Origin of the sequence: Acinetobacter pragensis, from assembly GCF_001605895.1 — a bacterium.
In the GTDB taxonomy this organism is placed as follows: Bacteria; Pseudomonadota; Gammaproteobacteria; order Pseudomonadales; family Moraxellaceae; genus Acinetobacter; species Acinetobacter pragensis.
Genome location: NZ_LUAW01000027.1, coordinates 39,388 through 55,956, shown reverse-complemented (window position 1 = coordinate 55,956; position 16,569 = coordinate 39,388). Strand labels below are relative to the sequence as shown.

General features: G+C 45.6%; 17 protein-coding genes. 6 read left to right on the top strand and 11 right to left on the bottom strand.

Annotated features, from left to right (window positions below):
• The 3 genes from AZH43_RS12510 to rimI form a co-directional block, all read left to right on the top strand.
• On the top strand, positions 1 to 508 hold a 508-nt coding region (locus AZH43_RS12510), incomplete at its 5' end, for an EF-Tu C-terminal domain-related protein (protein WP_206598957.1).
• A 242-nt stretch (positions 509 to 750) separates the two neighbouring features.
• Complete coding sequence (locus AZH43_RS12505) at positions 751 to 1,632, top strand: metal-dependent hydrolase (RefSeq protein ID WP_067670171.1); 882 nt, start codon at positions 751 to 753, stop codon at positions 1,630 to 1,632.
• 148 nt (positions 1,633 to 1,780) lie between these two features.
• Positions 1,781 to 2,239: a ribosomal protein S18-alanine N-acetyltransferase gene (gene rimI / locus AZH43_RS12500; RefSeq protein WP_067670169.1), complete on the top strand. Its 459-nt coding sequence runs from the start codon at positions 1,781 to 1,783 to the stop codon at positions 2,237 to 2,239.
• Positions 2,240 to 2,271: 32 nt separating this feature from the next.
• On the opposite strand, the gene AZH43_RS12495 is transcribed toward rimI, so the two are convergent.
• The 3 genes from AZH43_RS12495 to trxB all read right to left on the bottom strand — a co-directional run bounded on the left by AZH43_RS12495 (position 2,272) and on the right by trxB (position 4,925).
• Positions 2,272 to 3,087: an arginyltransferase gene (locus AZH43_RS12495; RefSeq protein ID WP_067670167.1), complete on the bottom strand. Its 816-nt coding sequence runs from the start codon at positions 3,085 to 3,087 to the stop codon at positions 2,272 to 2,274.
• Between the two features lie 42 nt (positions 3,088 to 3,129).
• On the bottom strand, positions 3,130 to 3,861 hold the full coding sequence (gene aat, locus AZH43_RS12490; RefSeq protein WP_067670165.1) for a leucyl/phenylalanyl-tRNA--protein transferase: 732 nt from the start codon (positions 3,859 to 3,861) through the stop codon (positions 3,130 to 3,132).
• Between the two features lie 107 nt (positions 3,862 to 3,968).
• Entirely contained in the window at positions 3,969 to 4,925 is a 957-nt protein-coding gene (trxB, locus tag AZH43_RS12485; RefSeq protein ID WP_067670163.1) for a thioredoxin-disulfide reductase, read from the bottom strand.
• Between the two features lie 252 nt (positions 4,926 to 5,177).
• Between trxB and AZH43_RS12480 the strand changes: the two genes are divergently transcribed.
• Complete coding sequence (locus AZH43_RS12480; RefSeq protein ID WP_067670161.1) at positions 5,178 to 8,282, top strand: DNA translocase FtsK; 3,105 nt, start codon at positions 5,178 to 5,180, stop codon at positions 8,280 to 8,282.
• A 68-nt stretch (positions 8,283 to 8,350) separates the two neighbouring features.
• Here AZH43_RS12480 and AZH43_RS12475 read toward each other — a convergent pair whose 3' ends face one another.
• Both AZH43_RS12475 and AZH43_RS12470 read right to left on the bottom strand, forming a co-directional pair.
• Positions 8,351 to 8,899: a hypothetical protein gene (locus AZH43_RS12475; RefSeq protein ID WP_067670160.1), complete on the bottom strand. Its 549-nt coding sequence runs from the start codon at positions 8,897 to 8,899 to the stop codon at positions 8,351 to 8,353.
• Positions 8,900 to 9,059: 160 nt separating this feature from the next.
• On the bottom strand, positions 9,060 to 9,947 hold the full coding sequence (locus tag AZH43_RS12470) for a LysR family transcriptional regulator (protein WP_067670179.1): 888 nt from the start codon (positions 9,945 to 9,947) through the stop codon (positions 9,060 to 9,062).
• Between the two features lie 105 nt (positions 9,948 to 10,052).
• Between AZH43_RS12470 and AZH43_RS12465 the strand changes: the two genes are divergently transcribed.
• Complete coding sequence (locus AZH43_RS12465; RefSeq protein WP_067670158.1) at positions 10,053 to 10,955, top strand: AEC family transporter; 903 nt, start codon at positions 10,053 to 10,055, stop codon at positions 10,953 to 10,955.
• A gap of 104 nt (positions 10,956 to 11,059) precedes the next feature.
• On the opposite strand, the gene AZH43_RS12460 is transcribed toward AZH43_RS12465, so the two are convergent.
• The 6 genes from AZH43_RS12460 to AZH43_RS12435 form a co-directional block, all read right to left on the bottom strand.
• On the bottom strand, positions 11,060 to 11,347 hold the full coding sequence (locus AZH43_RS12460) for a PA4642 family protein (protein ID WP_067670156.1): 288 nt from the start codon (positions 11,345 to 11,347) through the stop codon (positions 11,060 to 11,062).
• Between the two features lie 196 nt (positions 11,348 to 11,543).
• Entirely contained in the window at positions 11,544 to 11,816 is a 273-nt protein-coding gene (gene minE, locus AZH43_RS12455) for a cell division topological specificity factor MinE (protein WP_067670154.1), read from the bottom strand.
• Between the two features lies 1 nt (position 11,817).
• Complete coding sequence (minD, locus tag AZH43_RS12450; protein WP_067670152.1) at positions 11,818 to 12,630, bottom strand: septum site-determining protein MinD; 813 nt, start codon at positions 12,628 to 12,630, stop codon at positions 11,818 to 11,820.
• A gap of 66 nt (positions 12,631 to 12,696) precedes the next feature.
• Positions 12,697 to 13,416 (bottom strand): septum site-determining protein MinC, encoded by a 720-nt coding sequence (minC, locus tag AZH43_RS12445; protein ID WP_067670150.1) that lies wholly within the window; start codon positions 13,414 to 13,416, stop codon positions 12,697 to 12,699.
• A gap of 122 nt (positions 13,417 to 13,538) precedes the next feature.
• Positions 13,539 to 14,597 carry a hypothetical protein gene (locus AZH43_RS12440; protein WP_067670148.1) on the bottom strand — a complete coding sequence of 353 codons (1,059 nt, stop codon included), beginning with the start codon at positions 14,595 to 14,597 and terminating at the stop codon, positions 13,539 to 13,541.
• Between the two features lie 30 nt (positions 14,598 to 14,627).
• The gene (locus tag AZH43_RS12435; protein ID WP_067670146.1) at positions 14,628 to 15,554 is read right to left on the bottom strand and encodes an acyltransferase; all 927 of its coding nucleotides are present in this window, start codon (positions 15,552 to 15,554) and stop codon (positions 14,628 to 14,630) included.
• 245 nt (positions 15,555 to 15,799) lie between these two features.
• Here AZH43_RS12435 and AZH43_RS12430 point away from each other — a divergent pair, with 245 nt between their 5' ends.
• A complete protein-coding gene (locus tag AZH43_RS12430; RefSeq protein ID WP_067670143.1) occupies positions 15,800 to 16,453 on the top strand; it encodes an OmpA family protein in 654 nt (217 codons plus the stop codon).
• Positions 16,454 to 16,569 lie beyond the last annotated feature (116 nt).

The following is a 16,569-nucleotide window of genomic DNA, read 5'->3' as shown; positions in this document are numbered from 1 at the left end:
AGTAGTAACTGGCCGTGTTGAAGCTGGTATCGTGAAAGTAGGCGAAGAAGTTGAAATCGTTGGTATCAAAGATACAGTTAAAACAACTGTAACTGGCGTAGAAATGTTCCGTAAACTTCTTGACGAAGGCCGTGCGGGCGAGAACTGTGGTGTTCTTCTACGTGGTACTAAGCGTGAAGACGTTCAGCGTGGTCAAGTATTGGCTAAGCCAGGCGCGATCAAGCCGCATACTAAATTTGACGCAGAAGTATACGTGCTTTCTAAAGAAGAAGGCGGCCGTCATACTCCATTCCTTAACGGTTACCGTCCACAGTTCTACTTCCGTACAACTGACGTAACTGGCGCTATTCAATTGAAAGAAGGCGTTGAAATGGTTATGCCTGGTGACAACGTAGAAATGTCAGTAGAGCTTATCCACCCGATCGCTATGGACGCTGGCTTACGCTTCGCGATCCGTGAAGGCGGCCGTACAGTTGGTGCTGGTGTAGTTGCTAAAGTTACTGCATAATCACTTTACTGTGTAAAAAAAGCGTCCCTTTGGGGCGCTTTTTTTATGCCAAATTCTATATAGACATGATGATATAAAATATTGTGCTGCCAAATTGTCCGACAATAATTAATTAAGCTGTCCTTAACTGATAATTTGCTGTCCTTATCTGCACTTATAGCGCAATCAGAACAAAGTAAGATAAAGCTATGAAAATAAATATAAGTTTTTAGGTGAATCATTCACTTAAAAGGAGCAGCAACATGAATGCTAAAGTTAAAATTACCAATCGCGCCGGCGCAAGTTTCCCGGTCCGCCACATGAATTTTGATTTCAATACTGTCCCAGAATATTGGATGAATGGCTCTGCAGGGCTGACACATTTTATGACGGGGCTGTCAGCTTTATTCCCGGCTGGCGAAAAATTTTTCATTGATAGTGTGCGTGCTGTGCGTCAGCATCCTGCGATTAAAGACAATGAAATACTGCAAAAAGAAATCAGCGCTTTCATTGGTCAAGAAGCCATGCATACGCAAGAACATGCTGGGTTCAATGCCTCTGCGCAGAAATTCGGGCATGATGTGGACCGCTTGGACCGCATTACTGACCGAGTGATTCAGCGGACTCGAAAAGTATTTGCATTGATTGGCAAGCCTGTAGGCATTACACAGGAAATGGTTGATTTAACCGCCACGACAGCGCTCGAGCATTTTACGGCCACGATAGCGTCACAATTGCTGACAAACCCGCATATTCAAGCCTTGATGACAGATGAAACCATGAAAACAATGTGGTTATGGCATGCAATTGAAGAAAATGAGCACAAAGCCGTAGCGTATGATGTCTTTGAAGGTGTATTTGGCAAAGGCCTAAAAGCGTATATGCTTCGTACAAGTTCTTTGGTTGGCGCTATGGTGACCTTGTTTTTTGTGCAGAGCTATTTTGTACTTCGGCTGCTGCAGGATGATAAACAGCTGAATTTTCAGTCATTGAAAGATATTTATACCTATGCCTATAGCCCGTCCAAAGGGGTGATTACAGGCATGGGGAAAGAGATGCTGGAATATTTCCGTCTGGGCTTTCATCCTAATGATTTAGATACAGATCAGCTGCTGATGGGCTGGAAAGAAAAATTGGGCTTTTAATAGGCATGATTTTTTTACTATTCGACCGCTGAACCGCTGCTTTAGTCAATTTGATGCGGAGAGCGATGAAAATCGCTCTTTTTTGCTCGATTTTTTTGTGAAAGTTTTTATAATTCGCTACTCCTATTTCGATAAAAGATAAACGAAGATGATTCGTTTGATGAATGCTGCGGATGTTCCTGCTGTCGCAGAAATTGAAAAATTAGTACAAAGCCATCCTTGGAGCAAAAAGCAGTTCGAGGATGCTGTGAATGCATATCAAAGTACGGTTATAGAGGAAAACGGCGAAGTGCTGGGCTTTTGCATTTTACAGCCGGTTTTGGACGAGGCGAATTTGCTGCTGATGGCGATCCATCCAAGCCAGCAGGGGAAGGGTTTAGGCTATGAGCTGCTGGAAGCATCAATAGCAATGCTGAAGAATAACCCCGTGCAGATTTTTCTTGAGGTAAGGGAGAGCAATACGGCAGCGGTAAAGCTGTATGAAAAATCAGATTTTCATCAAATAGACTTGCGTAAAAATTATTATCCAAAGCCTGATGGCAAGCGTGAGCATGCCATTATTATGGTCAAAGCCTGCAGCGATGATTTTTCTAAGCTGTTTAATTAAGGCTCAGATTCATGGCGATTGAAATTATACGTTTATTTAATAATGGGGTTATTCCAGCCTGAAGGCAGGGTCGTCATGAGCGAATCCCCCAGCTGTGAAATTTCCTCGGTGGTCAGGGTGCGGTTCAGCCTGCGCCATTGGCCATCCAATAAAAGTTCCAGCGGTATATATTCGGACTTGTAATTCATTTTATTGGAATGCGGTACCCAGTACCCTAAATAGATGTATTTGAGGTCTAAATTTTTAGCATGTTCAATCTGCTTTAAAACCGCAAATACACCCAATGAGCGCCGGCTCTCGTCTGGGTCGAAAAATGTATAGACTGCAGAAAGGCCATCATCTAACGGGTCGCAGGTTGAAACGCAGATGAGGCGGTCATCCTTCCATAATTCTAAAAAGAAGCTGTCAGTGCAGCTGTGAATTAAGAATTTTTCAAACTGATCGCGGCTGGGCGGATACATATCTCCATCTGCATGGCGTTCAATGATGTAGCGCTCATATAAAGCGTAGTGCACATCTGATGCATCTTGCGGCCGGCTGATTTTTAAAGTCAGGTCTTGATTGCGTTTCCATGCTTTTTTCTGTTTGCTGTTCATTTCAAAAAGCTGAACCGGAACGCGTGATGACAGGCATTGCCGGCACAAATGGCATTCTGGGCGGTAAACAAAATCTCCGCTGCGGCGGAATCCCATTCGTGAAAGTTCAGACAGCGTTACGACGTCAATTCGGTGAACCGGATCTAAAAAGACCATGCGCGCAGATTTATTTTCCAGATAGCTGCAATCATGCGGCGGCGTAATGTAATACTGCAATTCATTCAATAGGGACTTTGGCTGATATGAATTCATTTTCAAATATCCCTCGCTATTATTGTGTGATACGGCGGATTGCTACTCAATCAGCCGCGCGTTTTGCGCGATTGTTTTACTTGAAAATACACTGTCCTGATACTTTTTCCAATCGATAGGCGGCTGTTTTATTACATCTTGTAACGATTTTAGGTATTCATGGCGAGAAAGTGTGCAAGCGCCAAGGCTCAGTAAGTGGTCATTGACCAGCTGGCAGTCAATCCATGGCAGCTGATTTTCACGGCCTATCAGCATCAGCGTGTAAAAAGCCATTTTAGAAACATCCGTCTGCGTACTGAACATCGACTCACCAAAGCAGCCGCGGCCAATATTGAGGCCATACAGCCCGCCGACAACAGTGTCATTGGCCCAAACTTCTATACTGTAGCCATAGCCTGCTGCAGCCATTTCGCAATATGCCTGAATAATCTCTTCACTGATCCACGTGTCATCTGCATAGCTGCGCGGCAGCGAGCAAGCGCGGATAACAGTTTCAAAAGCTTGATTAACTGTAATTTTATAATCCATTTTTTTCATGGTGCGGATCAGGGACTTGCTTGGCTGATAATCCTGCGGACGGATAATGCAGCGCGGCTCAGGACTCCACCAGCAAATAGGATCGTTTTCAGAAAACCAGGGAAACAGCCCATTTGAGTAAGCTTCAAAGAGGGTGGAGGGGGATAGGTCAGCACCAATGCAAATCAGCCCTTGCCCATCCGGATCAGCTTCGATTGGATTGGGGAAAATGAATTCTGACGGGGGAAAAATTTGCATCATGGCGTGCTGGAAGATTAACAAATGATAGGAAGATCATACCTAAAATCAGTGATAAAAAAACCGCCCAGAGCGGGCGGTTTCTTAATGTACAAAGAATCTTTAGCTTATTGGCCTAAAGCATCTAAGTATTTTTCTGCATCCAGCGCAGCCATACAGCCTGAACCAGCAGATGTAATGGCTTGGCGGTAAACGCTGTCAGCGATATCGCCGGCTGCATAAACGCCTTGCACAGAAGTTTGAGTCGCGTTGCCCGATGTGCCGCTTTGCACTTGGATGTAACCGTCACGCAAGTTGAGCTGGCCTGCAAACATTTCACTGTTCGGTTTGTGCCCGATCGCAACGAACATGCCTGTGACATCAACAGTTTGAGCTGAATCATCTTGAGTGGATTTCAAGCGTACAGACGTTACGCCAGATTTCGCATCTCCCAATACTTCATCGACCTGATGATTCCAGATAATGCTGATTTTGCCTTCTTTTTCTTTTTCAAAAAGGTGATCCTGCAAAATCTTTTCAGAGCGCAATGAATCGCGGCGGTGAACTAAAGTCACATGCGATGCAATATTTGAAAGGTATAGCGCTTCTTCAACCGCAGTGTTGCCGCCGCCTACAACCATCACTTTTTGGTTTTTGTAGAAGAAACCGTCACAGGTTGCGCAGGCGCTGACGCCTTGGCCCATGAACGCCGCTTCAGATTCAAGACCTAAGTACTGTGCTGTTGCGCCAGTGGCAATAATCAGCGCATCACAGGTGAACTCTTCCATATCGCCTTTCAGTACAAATGGGCGGACGTTTAAATTCACTTCATTGATGTGGTCGTACACGATTTCTGTACCGAAACGCTCTGCGTGTTCTTGCATGCGTTCCATGAGGGCAGGGCCAGTTAAGCCATGCGCATCGCCTGGCCAGTTGTCAACTTCAGTTGTCGTGGTCAATTGACCGCCTAACTGCAAGCCAGCAATTAAGGTTGGCTTGAGATTGGCGCGGGCAGCATACACCGCTGCGCTGTAGCCGGCAGGGCCAGAACCAAGAATAATCAAACGTGAGTGACGAGCGCTCATCCGCGGCATCCTTTTTTTATATAGAAATTTATGGAATTATACGTGAAAGTGTATGGTGAATGTGTGCGATTAAAGTCGATATTATTGATCATTGAAATCGATTTGAGCTATATAGCTTTCAGTTAACAACATACATCAATAATCTTGCATCTTTTTTTAAGGAACAGGTGCATAATAATGCGTTATTGCGGGGCTTTTTAAAGCAAAACAGCAAACAAAAACATTTATGAAGAATTGGCGACAGGACAGTATATGACAGCGGTGTCGAGTGCTTATGCACAGCGCTTAGTAATGACATTATTTTTAGTCTCTTTTGGGATATATCTGTTCCTTGCAACAGTGACCTACACACCATTTGACCCTGGCTGGATGCATATTTCCAGTGATACTTTGCAGGTGTCGAATGCAAGCGGTGTCGCTGGCGCGTGGATTGCAGACCTGCTGTTCGGCTTTTTGGGCTGGGCAAGCCTGCTCATTCCTGTATATCTGTTTGCAGAAGCAATACAAGTCTGGTGGCCGCATAGTTTTCTGAATCGTCCTTTCCGCTATGCCGCGCAATTTTTCATTTTGCTGGCCTGTGCAAGCTTGCTGTTTTTAATGTGGAAAGTGCCGGCAGATACTTTAGATAATTCTTCTGGCGGCATTATTGGCTATGAACTGGGCGGCAGTTTAGAAAATCTGCTGACGGTGTATGGTGCTGGGCTTTTTTTAGTCGCATTTTTGATTTTGCTGTTCACACTGGCCTTTGGGGTTAAGTGGAACCGCACTTGGGCGACACTCAAAGCTGCGCCAGCCTATCTGCAGGATTTATTTTACCGCAATGTGCCGGAGTCAGAGTCTGCATTTGACCGGACGGCGCCGCCAGTTAAAAAAGAAGCCGCGGCTTCTGCGGCTGTAAAATCTGCAGCGGCAGTGACGCCTGCGCCAGAACACCGTGAAGTGCACGTAGACCCTGCTGTCCGCGACCGCGCAGCAGAGCGGCTGTTCGAAGATATCGCTCATAAAGAGTGGTCATCTGCGCAAGAAGAAGCGCATTCTGCTGAATATGATGCAGCGGAACACGATGACGAATTTGAACGCACGCTGGAAAAAGCCCACCGTTTAGAACAAGACAGCCAGAAAGTAGTTGCGACAGGTGAAGTTTGGCGTGCTCTGCACTCCAATGAAGATCAGCGTCATAAGCAGGATATTGATGCTTTGCTGAAAGCGGCGGAAGAAGACCAGCCGAGCAATCCAGCAGGGCATTTTCAGCATGTGGTTCATCCGCAAGCCAGTGCGGCTGAACCAGCAGAGTCCGCTAAACAGAAAACTGTAGATTGGGATGATGACGAAATTTTTGATGAACTGCTTGCTGCTGTGCCGAATGGCAAAACAGCAACAGATGTTCATGCGCCATTTAATCATCCGGCCGACACAGCGGCTGCTCCTGCGCTGCATATTTTAGATGATGCAGTTCCGGCCGTGACAGTTGCTGCGGTATCTGCAGCTGCTGTTGCGCCAGTACATCTGCCTAAATCGGCTTTAGAAACGAATTTTGATGATTTAGACGATTTGCTGGTGGAAGACCAAGGAGTTGCTGAACCCGTTTCAGCGCCGCGTACAGCAAGCAGTTATGCGCAATCGTCGCCATTTGTGAAAGCGGAAATTCAAACACATATTAATCCGCCGGCGGCTGTGCCAGATTCCTATGTGACTGAGGATGAAAAAGCATTAATCACATCCAATAAAGATGCGTTCCGTGATGTATGGCAGGATACGGCCGGCAAACCAGTAGAAGTGGACGAAGATGATGACTTCGACTTAGATGCGCCGCTGACAGATGCTGCTGGCCGCCCTATGTCGCGTTCCATGCAGGTCGCTAAAAAACGTTTGGATTTACCGACATTGCCGGGGCTTGAGTTGCTGGACGAAGTTGATTTGAATAAAAAAGTCAATTTTACCGCAGAGCAGCTGGCGCGCTTATCTGAACTGCTGGAAATTAAACTGCAGGAATTCAATGTCAAAGCCAAAGTGATCGAAGCGCAGCCCGGCCCAGTTGTAACCCGGTTTGAGCTGGATTTAGCGCCAGGCGTCAAAGCGTCGAAAGTGACCAATATTTCCCGGGATTTGGCCCGTTCAATGTCTATGGCATCGGTACGTGTAGTCGAAGTGATTCCGGGTAAACCTTACATTGGCATTGAAGTGCCGAACAGCGCGCGCGAAATGGTGCGCTTGATTGAATTATTGACTATTCCTGCATTTACTGACCCGAACAGCATTCTTTCAATGGCGATGGGCAAAGATATTTCAGGCAATCCCGTAATTGCGGATTTAGGTAAAGCGCCGCATATGCTGGTCGCTGGAACGACAGGTTCTGGTAAATCCGTGGCGGTCAATTCAATGATTTTATCGATGCTGCTGAAATACACGCCTGAGCAATTGCGTTTAATCCTGATTGACCCGAAACAGCTTGAGCTTGCTAACTATAACGATATTCCGCATTTGCTGACACCTGTGGTGACGGACATGAAAGATGCCGTCAATGCACTTAATTGGTGTGTCAATGAAATGGAACGCCGCTATAAGCTGATGTCCTTCTTAAAAATCCGTAAGCTCAGTGACTACAACCGGAAGGTAGAAGAAGCGATTGCCAATGGCGAAGACCTGATTGATCCGACTTGGAAAGCCAGTGATTCTGTGGTCGGTGAACGCGCGCCGCGTTTAACGCCGTTGCCATCGATTGTGATTGTCGCCGATGAGTTTGCGGACATGATTATGCAGGTGGGTAAAAAAGCGGAAGAGATGATTACCCGTTTGGCGCAGAAATCACGTGCGGCAGGCATTCATTTGCTTTTGGCAACACAGCGTCCATCAGTTGATGTTATTACCGGCTTGATTAAGGCCAACATTCCGACACGTGTAGCATTGCGTGTGAACAGTAAAATTGACTCGCGGACTATTTTAGATGCAGGCGGTGCAGAAGACTTGCTGGGCCATGGAGACATGCTGTTTCTTGGGCCGGGTAAAATTGAGCCGGAACGCGTGCATGGCGCATTTATTGCCGATGATGAAGTGAACCGGATTTGTGATGCTTGGCGTGAGCGCGGTGAGCCGAATTATGTTGATGAAATTTTAACCCCTTATGATGAAGAGCCGACTTCACGCGGTTTTGAAGATGGAGATGGCGGTTCTGACCGTGATGCTTTATATGACCAATGCGTTTCTTTTGTTTTAGAAACCCGCAAGGCCTCAACGTCTTCGCTGCAGCGGAAGTTCAGTTTGGGCTATAACCGTGCTGCCCGAATCATTGACCAGATGGAAGAAAACGGCATTGTGAGCTCAATGGGAGCAAACGGCAAACGCGACATTTTAGTTTAATTGCCATTTGCACTAAGTTGATTGTACGGCACTAGTTTTAGCCCTTATAGCGCCGCAATAAGTTCTGCTTACTGCGGCGTTTTTAATATGAACAGGGCGACAAGAATCAGCAGCCAAAAGATTGAACCGAAGATTACCAATATCCATTGCGGGGTGCTGAATTTATGTATCTGCACGATTTTCAAACCTTGTGTATTTTGTTTGGCATCATTCAGCGCTTGAAATGCGGGAATTAAAAAAACAAATGCAGCGACAGAAATAAGCCAGTATGGATCCGGCAGTTGTGCCAGCATAGATCCGCCAATATAGCCAATACACATCAGCGCAGATGAAAATTTAGCGCGATAGCCATACGCTTCGGCATAATTTTGAATGCGGTTAAAGAGTGAATAGATGAAAAACACTGCAAATATAGCGCGGGCTGCGGGCATAATATCCAGCTTATCCTTTTGCATAAAGAAGCGCCAAGCTTCAAAAATCCACCAGATTGGGTAAAGACCAAAAGAAATAACCGATAAAAAGATAAATCTGTTTAAGCTGATGATTCTTTGTTCTTCGACATGTGCATAAGCGATTTGAAGATCAAGCGGGACGGTATCTGCTGATGAAATGGTCATATTTTATTGTTACTTTTTGGAATAGTTATTATGTTGCACGCTATTCTATGTGCGTTAAATGAGCATAATATCGCATAGATTGAGCAATAATATAAAGTTGATTGGTTTTATGATCAATCTTAAATAAATTATGTATTGCATTTTAGCCAGTTTAAGGCATTTAGCACTGGTCATGAAACATGTCCTGCGCCAGCTGAATAAATGCTTTCGCTGCAGGGCTGACCGATTTTTCATCCTTTACCGCAAGCCCGATTTGCCGCTGCGTATTTGGAATTAATGGGCGCTTTACCACATTCGGATGCAGCTGCAATAATTCAGGCGTCATTGACATATCGGCGACGATGGCTATGCCTTCCTGCAGATTGACCATATTCAGGATGGTCAGCAGCTGTGACATCTGGTACTGAATTTTAGGCTGGACATGATATTGGCGCAGTAATTGCTCCACATGGGTTTGGCTGCCGGCCTTGGTCATAATGAATGGGTAGCGCTGTAAGTCTTGAATATTTAAAGCGCTTTGCTGCGCAGCCGGATATGACTTTGGAATCAGGGCGATAAAAATATCCTGCAGCAGCGGATAGGTATCTAAATTGGGGCGGGGCAAAACCGCAAAACCGACATCGACGCGCCGTTCATGGATCCACTGCGATACTTCAAGATCGGTGCCTTCCTCAACAAAAATTTCTAGGTTGGGATAGCGCAAGCGGTATGCCTTCAATAGCTCCGGCAGTAAATGAATAGAGGCCGAGGCTCCAAAAGAGCCGATCCGCAGTGTTCCTTGCTGAATGCCGTGAGAAGCATTGATCTCTTGCTGCATAATTTGCGCCGTATTCAGCATTTCTTTGGCATGCAGCAAGAGCTGGCTGCCAATATGCGTTAATTCAATGCGGTGCTGTTCACGGATCAGCAGATTGACCTTCCAGTCTTTTTCCAGCGATTTTAAGGCGTGCGAAACAGCGGATTGAGTAATTCCCAGCTGCTTCGCCGCTAAAGTAAAGCTTTGATGTTCAGCAACTAAAACGAAAATTTCTAATTGGGTTAAGGTCATTTTTAAATATGAGTATTTACTCATTTTGTTATGAATTTGAATGAGTATTATATTGTGAGGTGAATTAAAGTAAAAGTACCCCTAGTAGGGTGCATGGGGAGAAAAATGAACATCATCATGGCGTTATTTCCGCTGATTGTATTGATTGCCATGGGGTATGTTTTAAAAAGGACTCAGTTTTTAAAGAATGAGTTTTGGGAAAACTCAGAGAAACTGAACTATTACATCCTGTTTCCAATTCTCTTGTTTACCAATTTAGCGGATGTTCAGCTGGAACTGCCGGCTATTCTTCAAATGCTGATTGCATTTTTCATCATTGTATTTAGCGTCAGCGCGCTATTGTGGCTGTGCAAAAAAATATATCAGATCCCGCCTGGCCGGTTCGGCGTCTATCTGCAAAGCCATATCCGTTTTAATACCTATATTGGTTTGGCCTTGATGGGAACGCTCTTTGGCGCTAAAGGCATGCAGATGTTCGCAATGCTGATCGCTGTTGCGATACCTGCGGTGAATATACTGTCTGTCATGGGGTTTTCTCAAGGACAGCGCGGCCAGTGGCTCAATACGTTATGGGCGGTTTTTAAGAATCCGCTGATTCTAGGCTGCGCGGCAGGGATTTTATTTAATTTGTCAGGCCTAGGCCTATTGAGCGGCATGCAGTCGCTGCTGAAAATTTTGGCGGCGATGAGCTTGCCATTGGGATTGCTGTCGGTCGGCGTGGCGCTGCAGTTTGGGCAGCTGCGCTATGATTTATTCAGCTTGTCATGGAATACGGCAGGGCGCTTAATTGCGATGCCGTGTTTGGCATATGCCGTCTGCATGTGGGCAGGGCTGGACACGATGCAAAGCGCAATCGTTGTCACTTTTTTTTCTTTGCCTACAGCATCTGCTGCTTATATTCTAACCCGTTATTTTCAAGGGGACAGTCAATTGATGGCTGGGGTAATCAGCTTGCAAACGCTATGTTTTATTGCCAGTTTTCCGCTATTGATGTGGCTGCTGTATTAAGCCGCTACCAGCATCATTGCTTCATTATTGGCATATCCCGAAGAATATCCAGTCAATAAAAAAAGCCTGCAAATGCAGGCCCTTTTTTATTGACTGTAAAATGCTTAAGCAAATTTTGCCAACACGGCTAAGAAGCCTTCGCTTTGACGCGGGTATTGCGCGATCACGTCATGAATGCGCTGGCCTTCAGGATTGACCGCATTCACATTACGGCCATCCGCTGTGAATTTAGTCAGCAGGCGCTCATAGTCATTTGGGCGCATGTGTTTAAAAGCATGGTAAAGCACATGAAAATCGCCGTTTACGCCTTCAGGAGGCAGCTGATTCAAGTAGGCAAATACGCGTTCATCAGACCATTCTTCATTGAAGGTCGCTGGTTGAGATAATGCCATCGCAATCTCCTTGGTTTTCTTTTGAAAATAAAAAAAGGCAAAATAACTGTCGGCAGGAGAAAGCAGTTTTCACTGAATTCGCCAACTGGAAGCTATACTCCCAGTCTTGCGACCGGGTAAAGCATTGCTTTACATCTCCAGTCTCATGCCGTGTATTTTGCCTTGATTCAATTTGCTTGACTAATCAGAAATCAGATTAACGCTCTTCAGGCAAATTGATATTCATTTCGAGCATTTCAATATTGGCTTCCGAGCGGACAGACATTTGAATGTGCTGCTCATCCACGCCGCTGACATAGCGGTTCACGACCTGCATGATTTCTTTTTTCATTTGGTCAATTTTGTCTTGGCTCAAGCGTTTGCCTAGGCCTTGTTCAGAAGCAACAATAACTTTTAAACGGTCTTTTGCAGTTTGAGCGCTAGACGGCTTGTCCTCGCTGCTGAAAAGTTTACTCCAGAATCCTGCCATTTTATGCTCCAAATAATCGTGCTAACCAGCCTTTAGGTTTTACCGTAATATGACGGTAAGGGCGTTCTTCGCCAAGGAAACGTGCGACTAAATCGTCATATGCTTGGCCCGCGGCTTCTTCTGTAAACAGAATAACGGGTTTACCTTCATTTGACGCTTGAAGCACGCTCTTGCACTCAGGAATGACGCCTAAGGTTGGTACACGCAAAATATCTTTAGAGATGTCATCAATGGTCAGCATTTCCTGCTTATCAGCACGTTCAGGGTTGAAGCGTGTAATGCATAGATGCTTGCGGATACGGCCTTCGTTCTGTTCCACTTTCTTGGTTTTGCTGTCCAGCATGCCAATAATGCGGTCTGAGTCACGAACGGACGAAATCTCTGGGTTGGTCACAATGATGGCTTCATCTGCATGATACATCGCCAGAATAGCGCCGCGTTCAATACCGGCAGGCGAGTCGCAGATAATATAGTCAAACTCTTGAGAAAGCTCATCCATAACGCGCGCCACGCCTTCATCGGTCAAGGCATCTTTATCGCGGGTTTGAGAAGCAGGTAAAATATACAAGTTTTCAATGTCTTTATCGCGAATGAGCGCCTGCTGCAATCGAGCTTCATTATTCAGTACATTGACAAAGTCGTAAACAACGCGGCGTTCACAACCCATGATAAGGTCAAGGTTACGCAAGCCTACGTCAAAATCAATCACAACAGTTTTGTGACCGCGCAGGGCTAAACCTGTTGCAAAAGATGCACTCGTAGTTGTTTTGCCTACGCCGCCTTTGCCTGATGTTACGACAACAATTTTCGCCACCGAATCCACTCCTGTTATGGTAAATCCCCCTCTTAGATTTGGGGGCTTTTGGTGTTTATTTATACATTAAAATTGCAGAGCTTCAAATACCAGCTCTTGCTGGTCATTTAAATAAATATGTACAGGCTGTTTTGCTACATGCTGCGGAATATCGTCCGCAACGCAGTAAGTTCCCGCAATAGATACCAATTCTGCTTCCAGCGAGTGGCAGAATATGCGTGCAGCGGTATTGCCTCCTGCTCCGGCAATGACTCTACCACGGGCGCTGCCATAAATATGTATATTTCCTGAAGCAATGACTTCAGAGCCGCTGTTAATGCCGGCGGTGCTGATGATGTCACCATGATTCTGCACAAGGCATTGGCCCGTACGCAAAACTTCATCGTGATAGGAGGTAATGTGCTGTGCTGCCGGCGCTTCTGCCGCAGGGGCAGCTGATGATTTTTGTTCAGCGGCTACCGGCGGCGCTTCAGCCACTTGTTCTTTGGTGGCTTTGACCTGCTGCAATTGGCGGTCAGCTGGAATAATAGGGAACTGAATGGCGCGCGCCTGAGCTGCAAGCAGGCCTTCGGTGACAGCCATCGGCTGCAGGTCCAGACTGATCAAAAGCTGTATCAGTTCAATCAGTTCCTGATCTACACTGCTTTCAATCACAGCTAAAGTGCCCGCTGGAAAAGCTTTTTGAAGCATAGGGGTGAGTTGCTGGCGGATCGCATCATGATCATTTGTATCGAGGCTAATGCGTATCGCATTGACCATTCTGCCTTTTATCCGTATATCAGCCATAATTATTCCTTACTACTTCTGAGCTGTTTGTTTTATGCCGAAGCGATGTGATAAATAAAGCAAATGCTAGAACAAATTGACGCATTTCACTAGCGCGAAAATCAAATATTTTGCATTGCTGCCTATTCTTTGTCTTGATCCTGCTCCTGCAGGATTTGCTGCCATTGTTTTACTTTGACTTGTTTGCGGACGGCATCCAGACTTTCAAATACTGCGGAACGCACAAGTTCATCCAATTTTTCATTTTTTTCAATTTCGATTTGGCTGATTCGGTTTGAGATATCCGAGTATAAGTTTGGCCGATGCGCAGCAGAGGCGTCAGGATAAGCCAGCGGATCGATCAGGCCTTGGGTGATATTTTCCCCTAGGCGCTGGCCGATACTTTGAATCTGCTGTTCAATGCGTCCGCCGACAATCGGGATTAACCGCAGCAGCTGGGTCAGTTCAGGGGTATCTTCAATGGCTCGGTTGACAATCTGTCCGACATTTCTGGCAATGCGCTCACGGTCTGCTTTGAGCTCTCTGCTAAGGTTTTCCTGCAGTATGTCGGCAAGCACTTGAGAAAATAGTTCACGATGATGCTGAATGACATTGCTGATTAAATCTTTGTGCGTGGTGCTGGTGTTCAGCTCATGCTTGAGTCCATCCAAAACCGTAATGACGACGCGGTCGGACAGTTCTTCCATAACTACGCGGTAATAAAATAGGCCTTTGTTTTGCCAGGATTTAGGAAAAATTTGATAGCCCATTTCATATAGGCGGTAAGCGATAATGCCAGCGCGGAACAGCCTTAAAAAACGCAAATGCGGAATAATCGCCAGTATTTCATACAGGTGAATAAAGGGAAAAAAGAACCAGCGTTGATGATGTTTCTGAATAATCGCAATGCCCCAGCGGATGAGCAGTTCGGCAATCAGAAAAATAATGAACCAGGCTTCTGTAGTAATGACCCAAGGGTGCAGATGCTCACGGTAAAATTCCAGAACGCTGCTCATATGGATGCTGTTGAAGAACCAGCCGCCGATATTACTCATGAGGAAAAAGTTCATGCCCAAGCAGAAGAGGTTAAAGATGATGATAAACACCATAAAAATATCATAGGCCAGGAACAGCTTGAAAGATAAGCTGCCCGGGTCCAGATGATGATATTTAGATTTTTTAACACGTTCAGTTTGCGGCATGTCCGTTCACTTCGTCCTTATTTTTGGGGTTTATTGCTCAAGCGCTGCGTATTGAGCTTTCATTTGTCCAATCAGCTGATCTTTTTCAGCCCATAGGCCATCCACCCAGATTTGAAATTTTTCACGGAATTCAGCATCTTCGTCATAGTTGCCTTCAAGCACCCATGCCGGAACCTCAATTTTACGCAAATTAACGGCAATGCGAGGCACTTCGCCCAGCCAAAACTCACCATATCCTGGCGCGCCGTCTGGATAGACAATGGTCATATCCACCAAGGCATCAATTTTATCGCCTAAAATATTCAGCGCCAGCGCTAAACCGCCGGCTTTGGGTTTCAGCAAATGCTGATAGGGCGATTGCTGCTGCGCCTGCTTTTCCGGCGTGAAGCGTGTGCCTTCCAAATAGTTCAGTAAGGTGAACGGCTGGCTGAGCAGCTGCTCACAGGACTTGCGCGCTTCCTCCATGTCACGGTATTTCAGTTCCGGATTTTTCGCAATTTGCTCTTTTGAGTGGCGCTTCATCATCGGAAAGCCGAGAATTTTAAAGGCTTGGCCGACAAATGGGATGAAAATAAGTTCCCATTTTGTAAAGAAGCGGGTCAGCGGCATGCGGGTCAGGCCAAAATACTGGTTCACTGTAGTGTCCACCCAGCTTTGATGATTGCAGGTCATCAAATAGCGGCCCTGCATATTTAAATCCAGCTGCTCATCGACCGTAATGTCCCACTGCGTATTAGGCAAAACCTTGTCAATCAGCCAGTTATTAACACTGAGCCAGCTGTTGGTAATTTTAATATTGGTTTCATCGACTTTACTGGATTTCTTAAACAGCTTGGTTAATCCCAGCGCCAAAACGGGCGGGCCATGAAAAAAAGTGCTGCCGGTAATAACTGAACCGACTGTAAGCCCACGTGTGATTTTTTTTAAGGCTGGTTGCTTATTGCTTTGAGATGGCATAAAAGTTTCCTAGGATCAAATCATTTATAATTTGCCGAATCTCACAAATATAGCTGCAGATTTGAAAATAGAAAAGTCTTGTATTCTAACTATGAAGAAATTGTGACGAAGTAAGCAGAATTTTCGCAATCAATCATTACAAAATGTAAATAAAGGGATTATTATTAACAAAAAATCAATGGTTCAGCCCTTTGGTTTCATTCATCATTTCAACCATACAACAAACACAACGAAGGAGGCATGCAATGCGTGCACTAGTAATTTCGTCAGCGGTAGTAGGGGCTTTAGTTCTATCTGGCTGTCAATCTACAGGCAACAACTTGGGCGGCGTAGAATACGACAAAACAGCGATTGGCGCACTTGTAGGCGCGGCTGCAGGCTACGGCTTGTCTAAGGGCAATGCAAACAGCAGCGCGCAAAACAACCGTGCTGCTGCTATCGGTGCAGTGCTGGGCGGCGCAACTGGCGTATACTTGGACAATAAAGAGAAAAAACTTCGTCAGCAAATGGCGGGTACTGGTGTAGAAGTTAACCGTAATCCAGATGGTTCTGTTGGTTTGGTTATGCCGGGCAACATCACATTTGATACTAACAAATCAAACATCAAGCCAAACTTCTATTCAACTTTGAATAAAGTGGCTCAAACGTTAACTGAAGACAACAAGAGCGGTATTCTTGTAACTGGCTATACTGACAGCACTGGTAATGATTCAATCAACATTCCATTGTCTCAAGCGCGCGCGCAGTCTGTTGCAAGCTACTTAGCGTCTCAAGGCGTTTCGACTTCACGCATTAATGCGCAAGGTCAAGGCGCTGCAAACCCAATCGCTTCAAATGCGACTGCTGAAGGCCGTGAACAAAACCGCCGTGTAGAAATCAGCATTTATGCAATTCAATAATTTATTTATTGATTAAAGGAAGCCACCTTCGGGTGGTTTTTTTTATGAACGGAAAAACATCTTTTAGATTAGGAAAGTCACGCAGAGATGACTATAATCGACTCCGAATCAGGAAA

Coding starts and splice junctions, on each gene's coding strand:
- AZH43_RS12505 (WP_067670171.1), top strand. CDS start 751: ATGAATGCTAAAGTTAAAATTACCAATCGCGCCGGCGCAAGTTTCCCG.
- rimI (WP_067670169.1), top strand. CDS start 1,781: ATGATTCGTTTGATGAATGCTGCGGATGTTCCTGCTGTCGCAGAAATT.
- AZH43_RS12495 (WP_067670167.1), bottom strand. CDS start 3,087: ATGAATTCATATCAGCCAAAGTCCCTATTGAATGAATTGCAGTATTAC.
- aat (WP_067670165.1), bottom strand. CDS start 3,861: ATGCAAATTTTTCCCCCGTCAGAATTCATTTTCCCCAATCCAATCGAA.
- trxB (WP_067670163.1), bottom strand. CDS start 4,925: ATGAGCGCTCGTCACTCACGTTTGATTATTCTTGGTTCTGGCCCTGCC.
- AZH43_RS12480 (WP_067670161.1), top strand. CDS start 5,178: ATGACAGCGGTGTCGAGTGCTTATGCACAGCGCTTAGTAATGACATTA.
- AZH43_RS12475 (WP_067670160.1), bottom strand. CDS start 8,899: ATGACCATTTCATCAGCAGATACCGTCCCGCTTGATCTTCAAATCGCT.
- AZH43_RS12470 (WP_067670179.1), bottom strand. CDS start 9,947: ATGACCTTAACCCAATTAGAAATTTTCGTTTTAGTTGCTGAACATCAA.
- AZH43_RS12465 (WP_067670158.1), top strand. CDS start 10,053: ATGAACATCATCATGGCGTTATTTCCGCTGATTGTATTGATTGCCATG.
- AZH43_RS12460 (WP_067670156.1), bottom strand. CDS start 11,347: ATGGCATTATCTCAACCAGCGACCTTCAATGAAGAATGGTCTGATGAA.
- minE (WP_067670154.1), bottom strand. CDS start 11,816: ATGGCAGGATTCTGGAGTAAACTTTTCAGCAGCGAGGACAAGCCGTCT.
- minC (WP_067670150.1), bottom strand. CDS start 13,416: ATGGCTGATATACGGATAAAAGGCAGAATGGTCAATGCGATACGCATT.
- AZH43_RS12440 (WP_067670148.1), bottom strand. CDS start 14,597: ATGCCGCAAACTGAACGTGTTAAAAAATCTAAATATCATCATCTGGAC.
- AZH43_RS12435 (WP_067670146.1), bottom strand. CDS start 15,554: ATGCCATCTCAAAGCAATAAGCAACCAGCCTTAAAAAAAATCACACGT.
- AZH43_RS12430 (WP_067670143.1), top strand. CDS start 15,800: ATGCGTGCACTAGTAATTTCGTCAGCGGTAGTAGGGGCTTTAGTTCTA.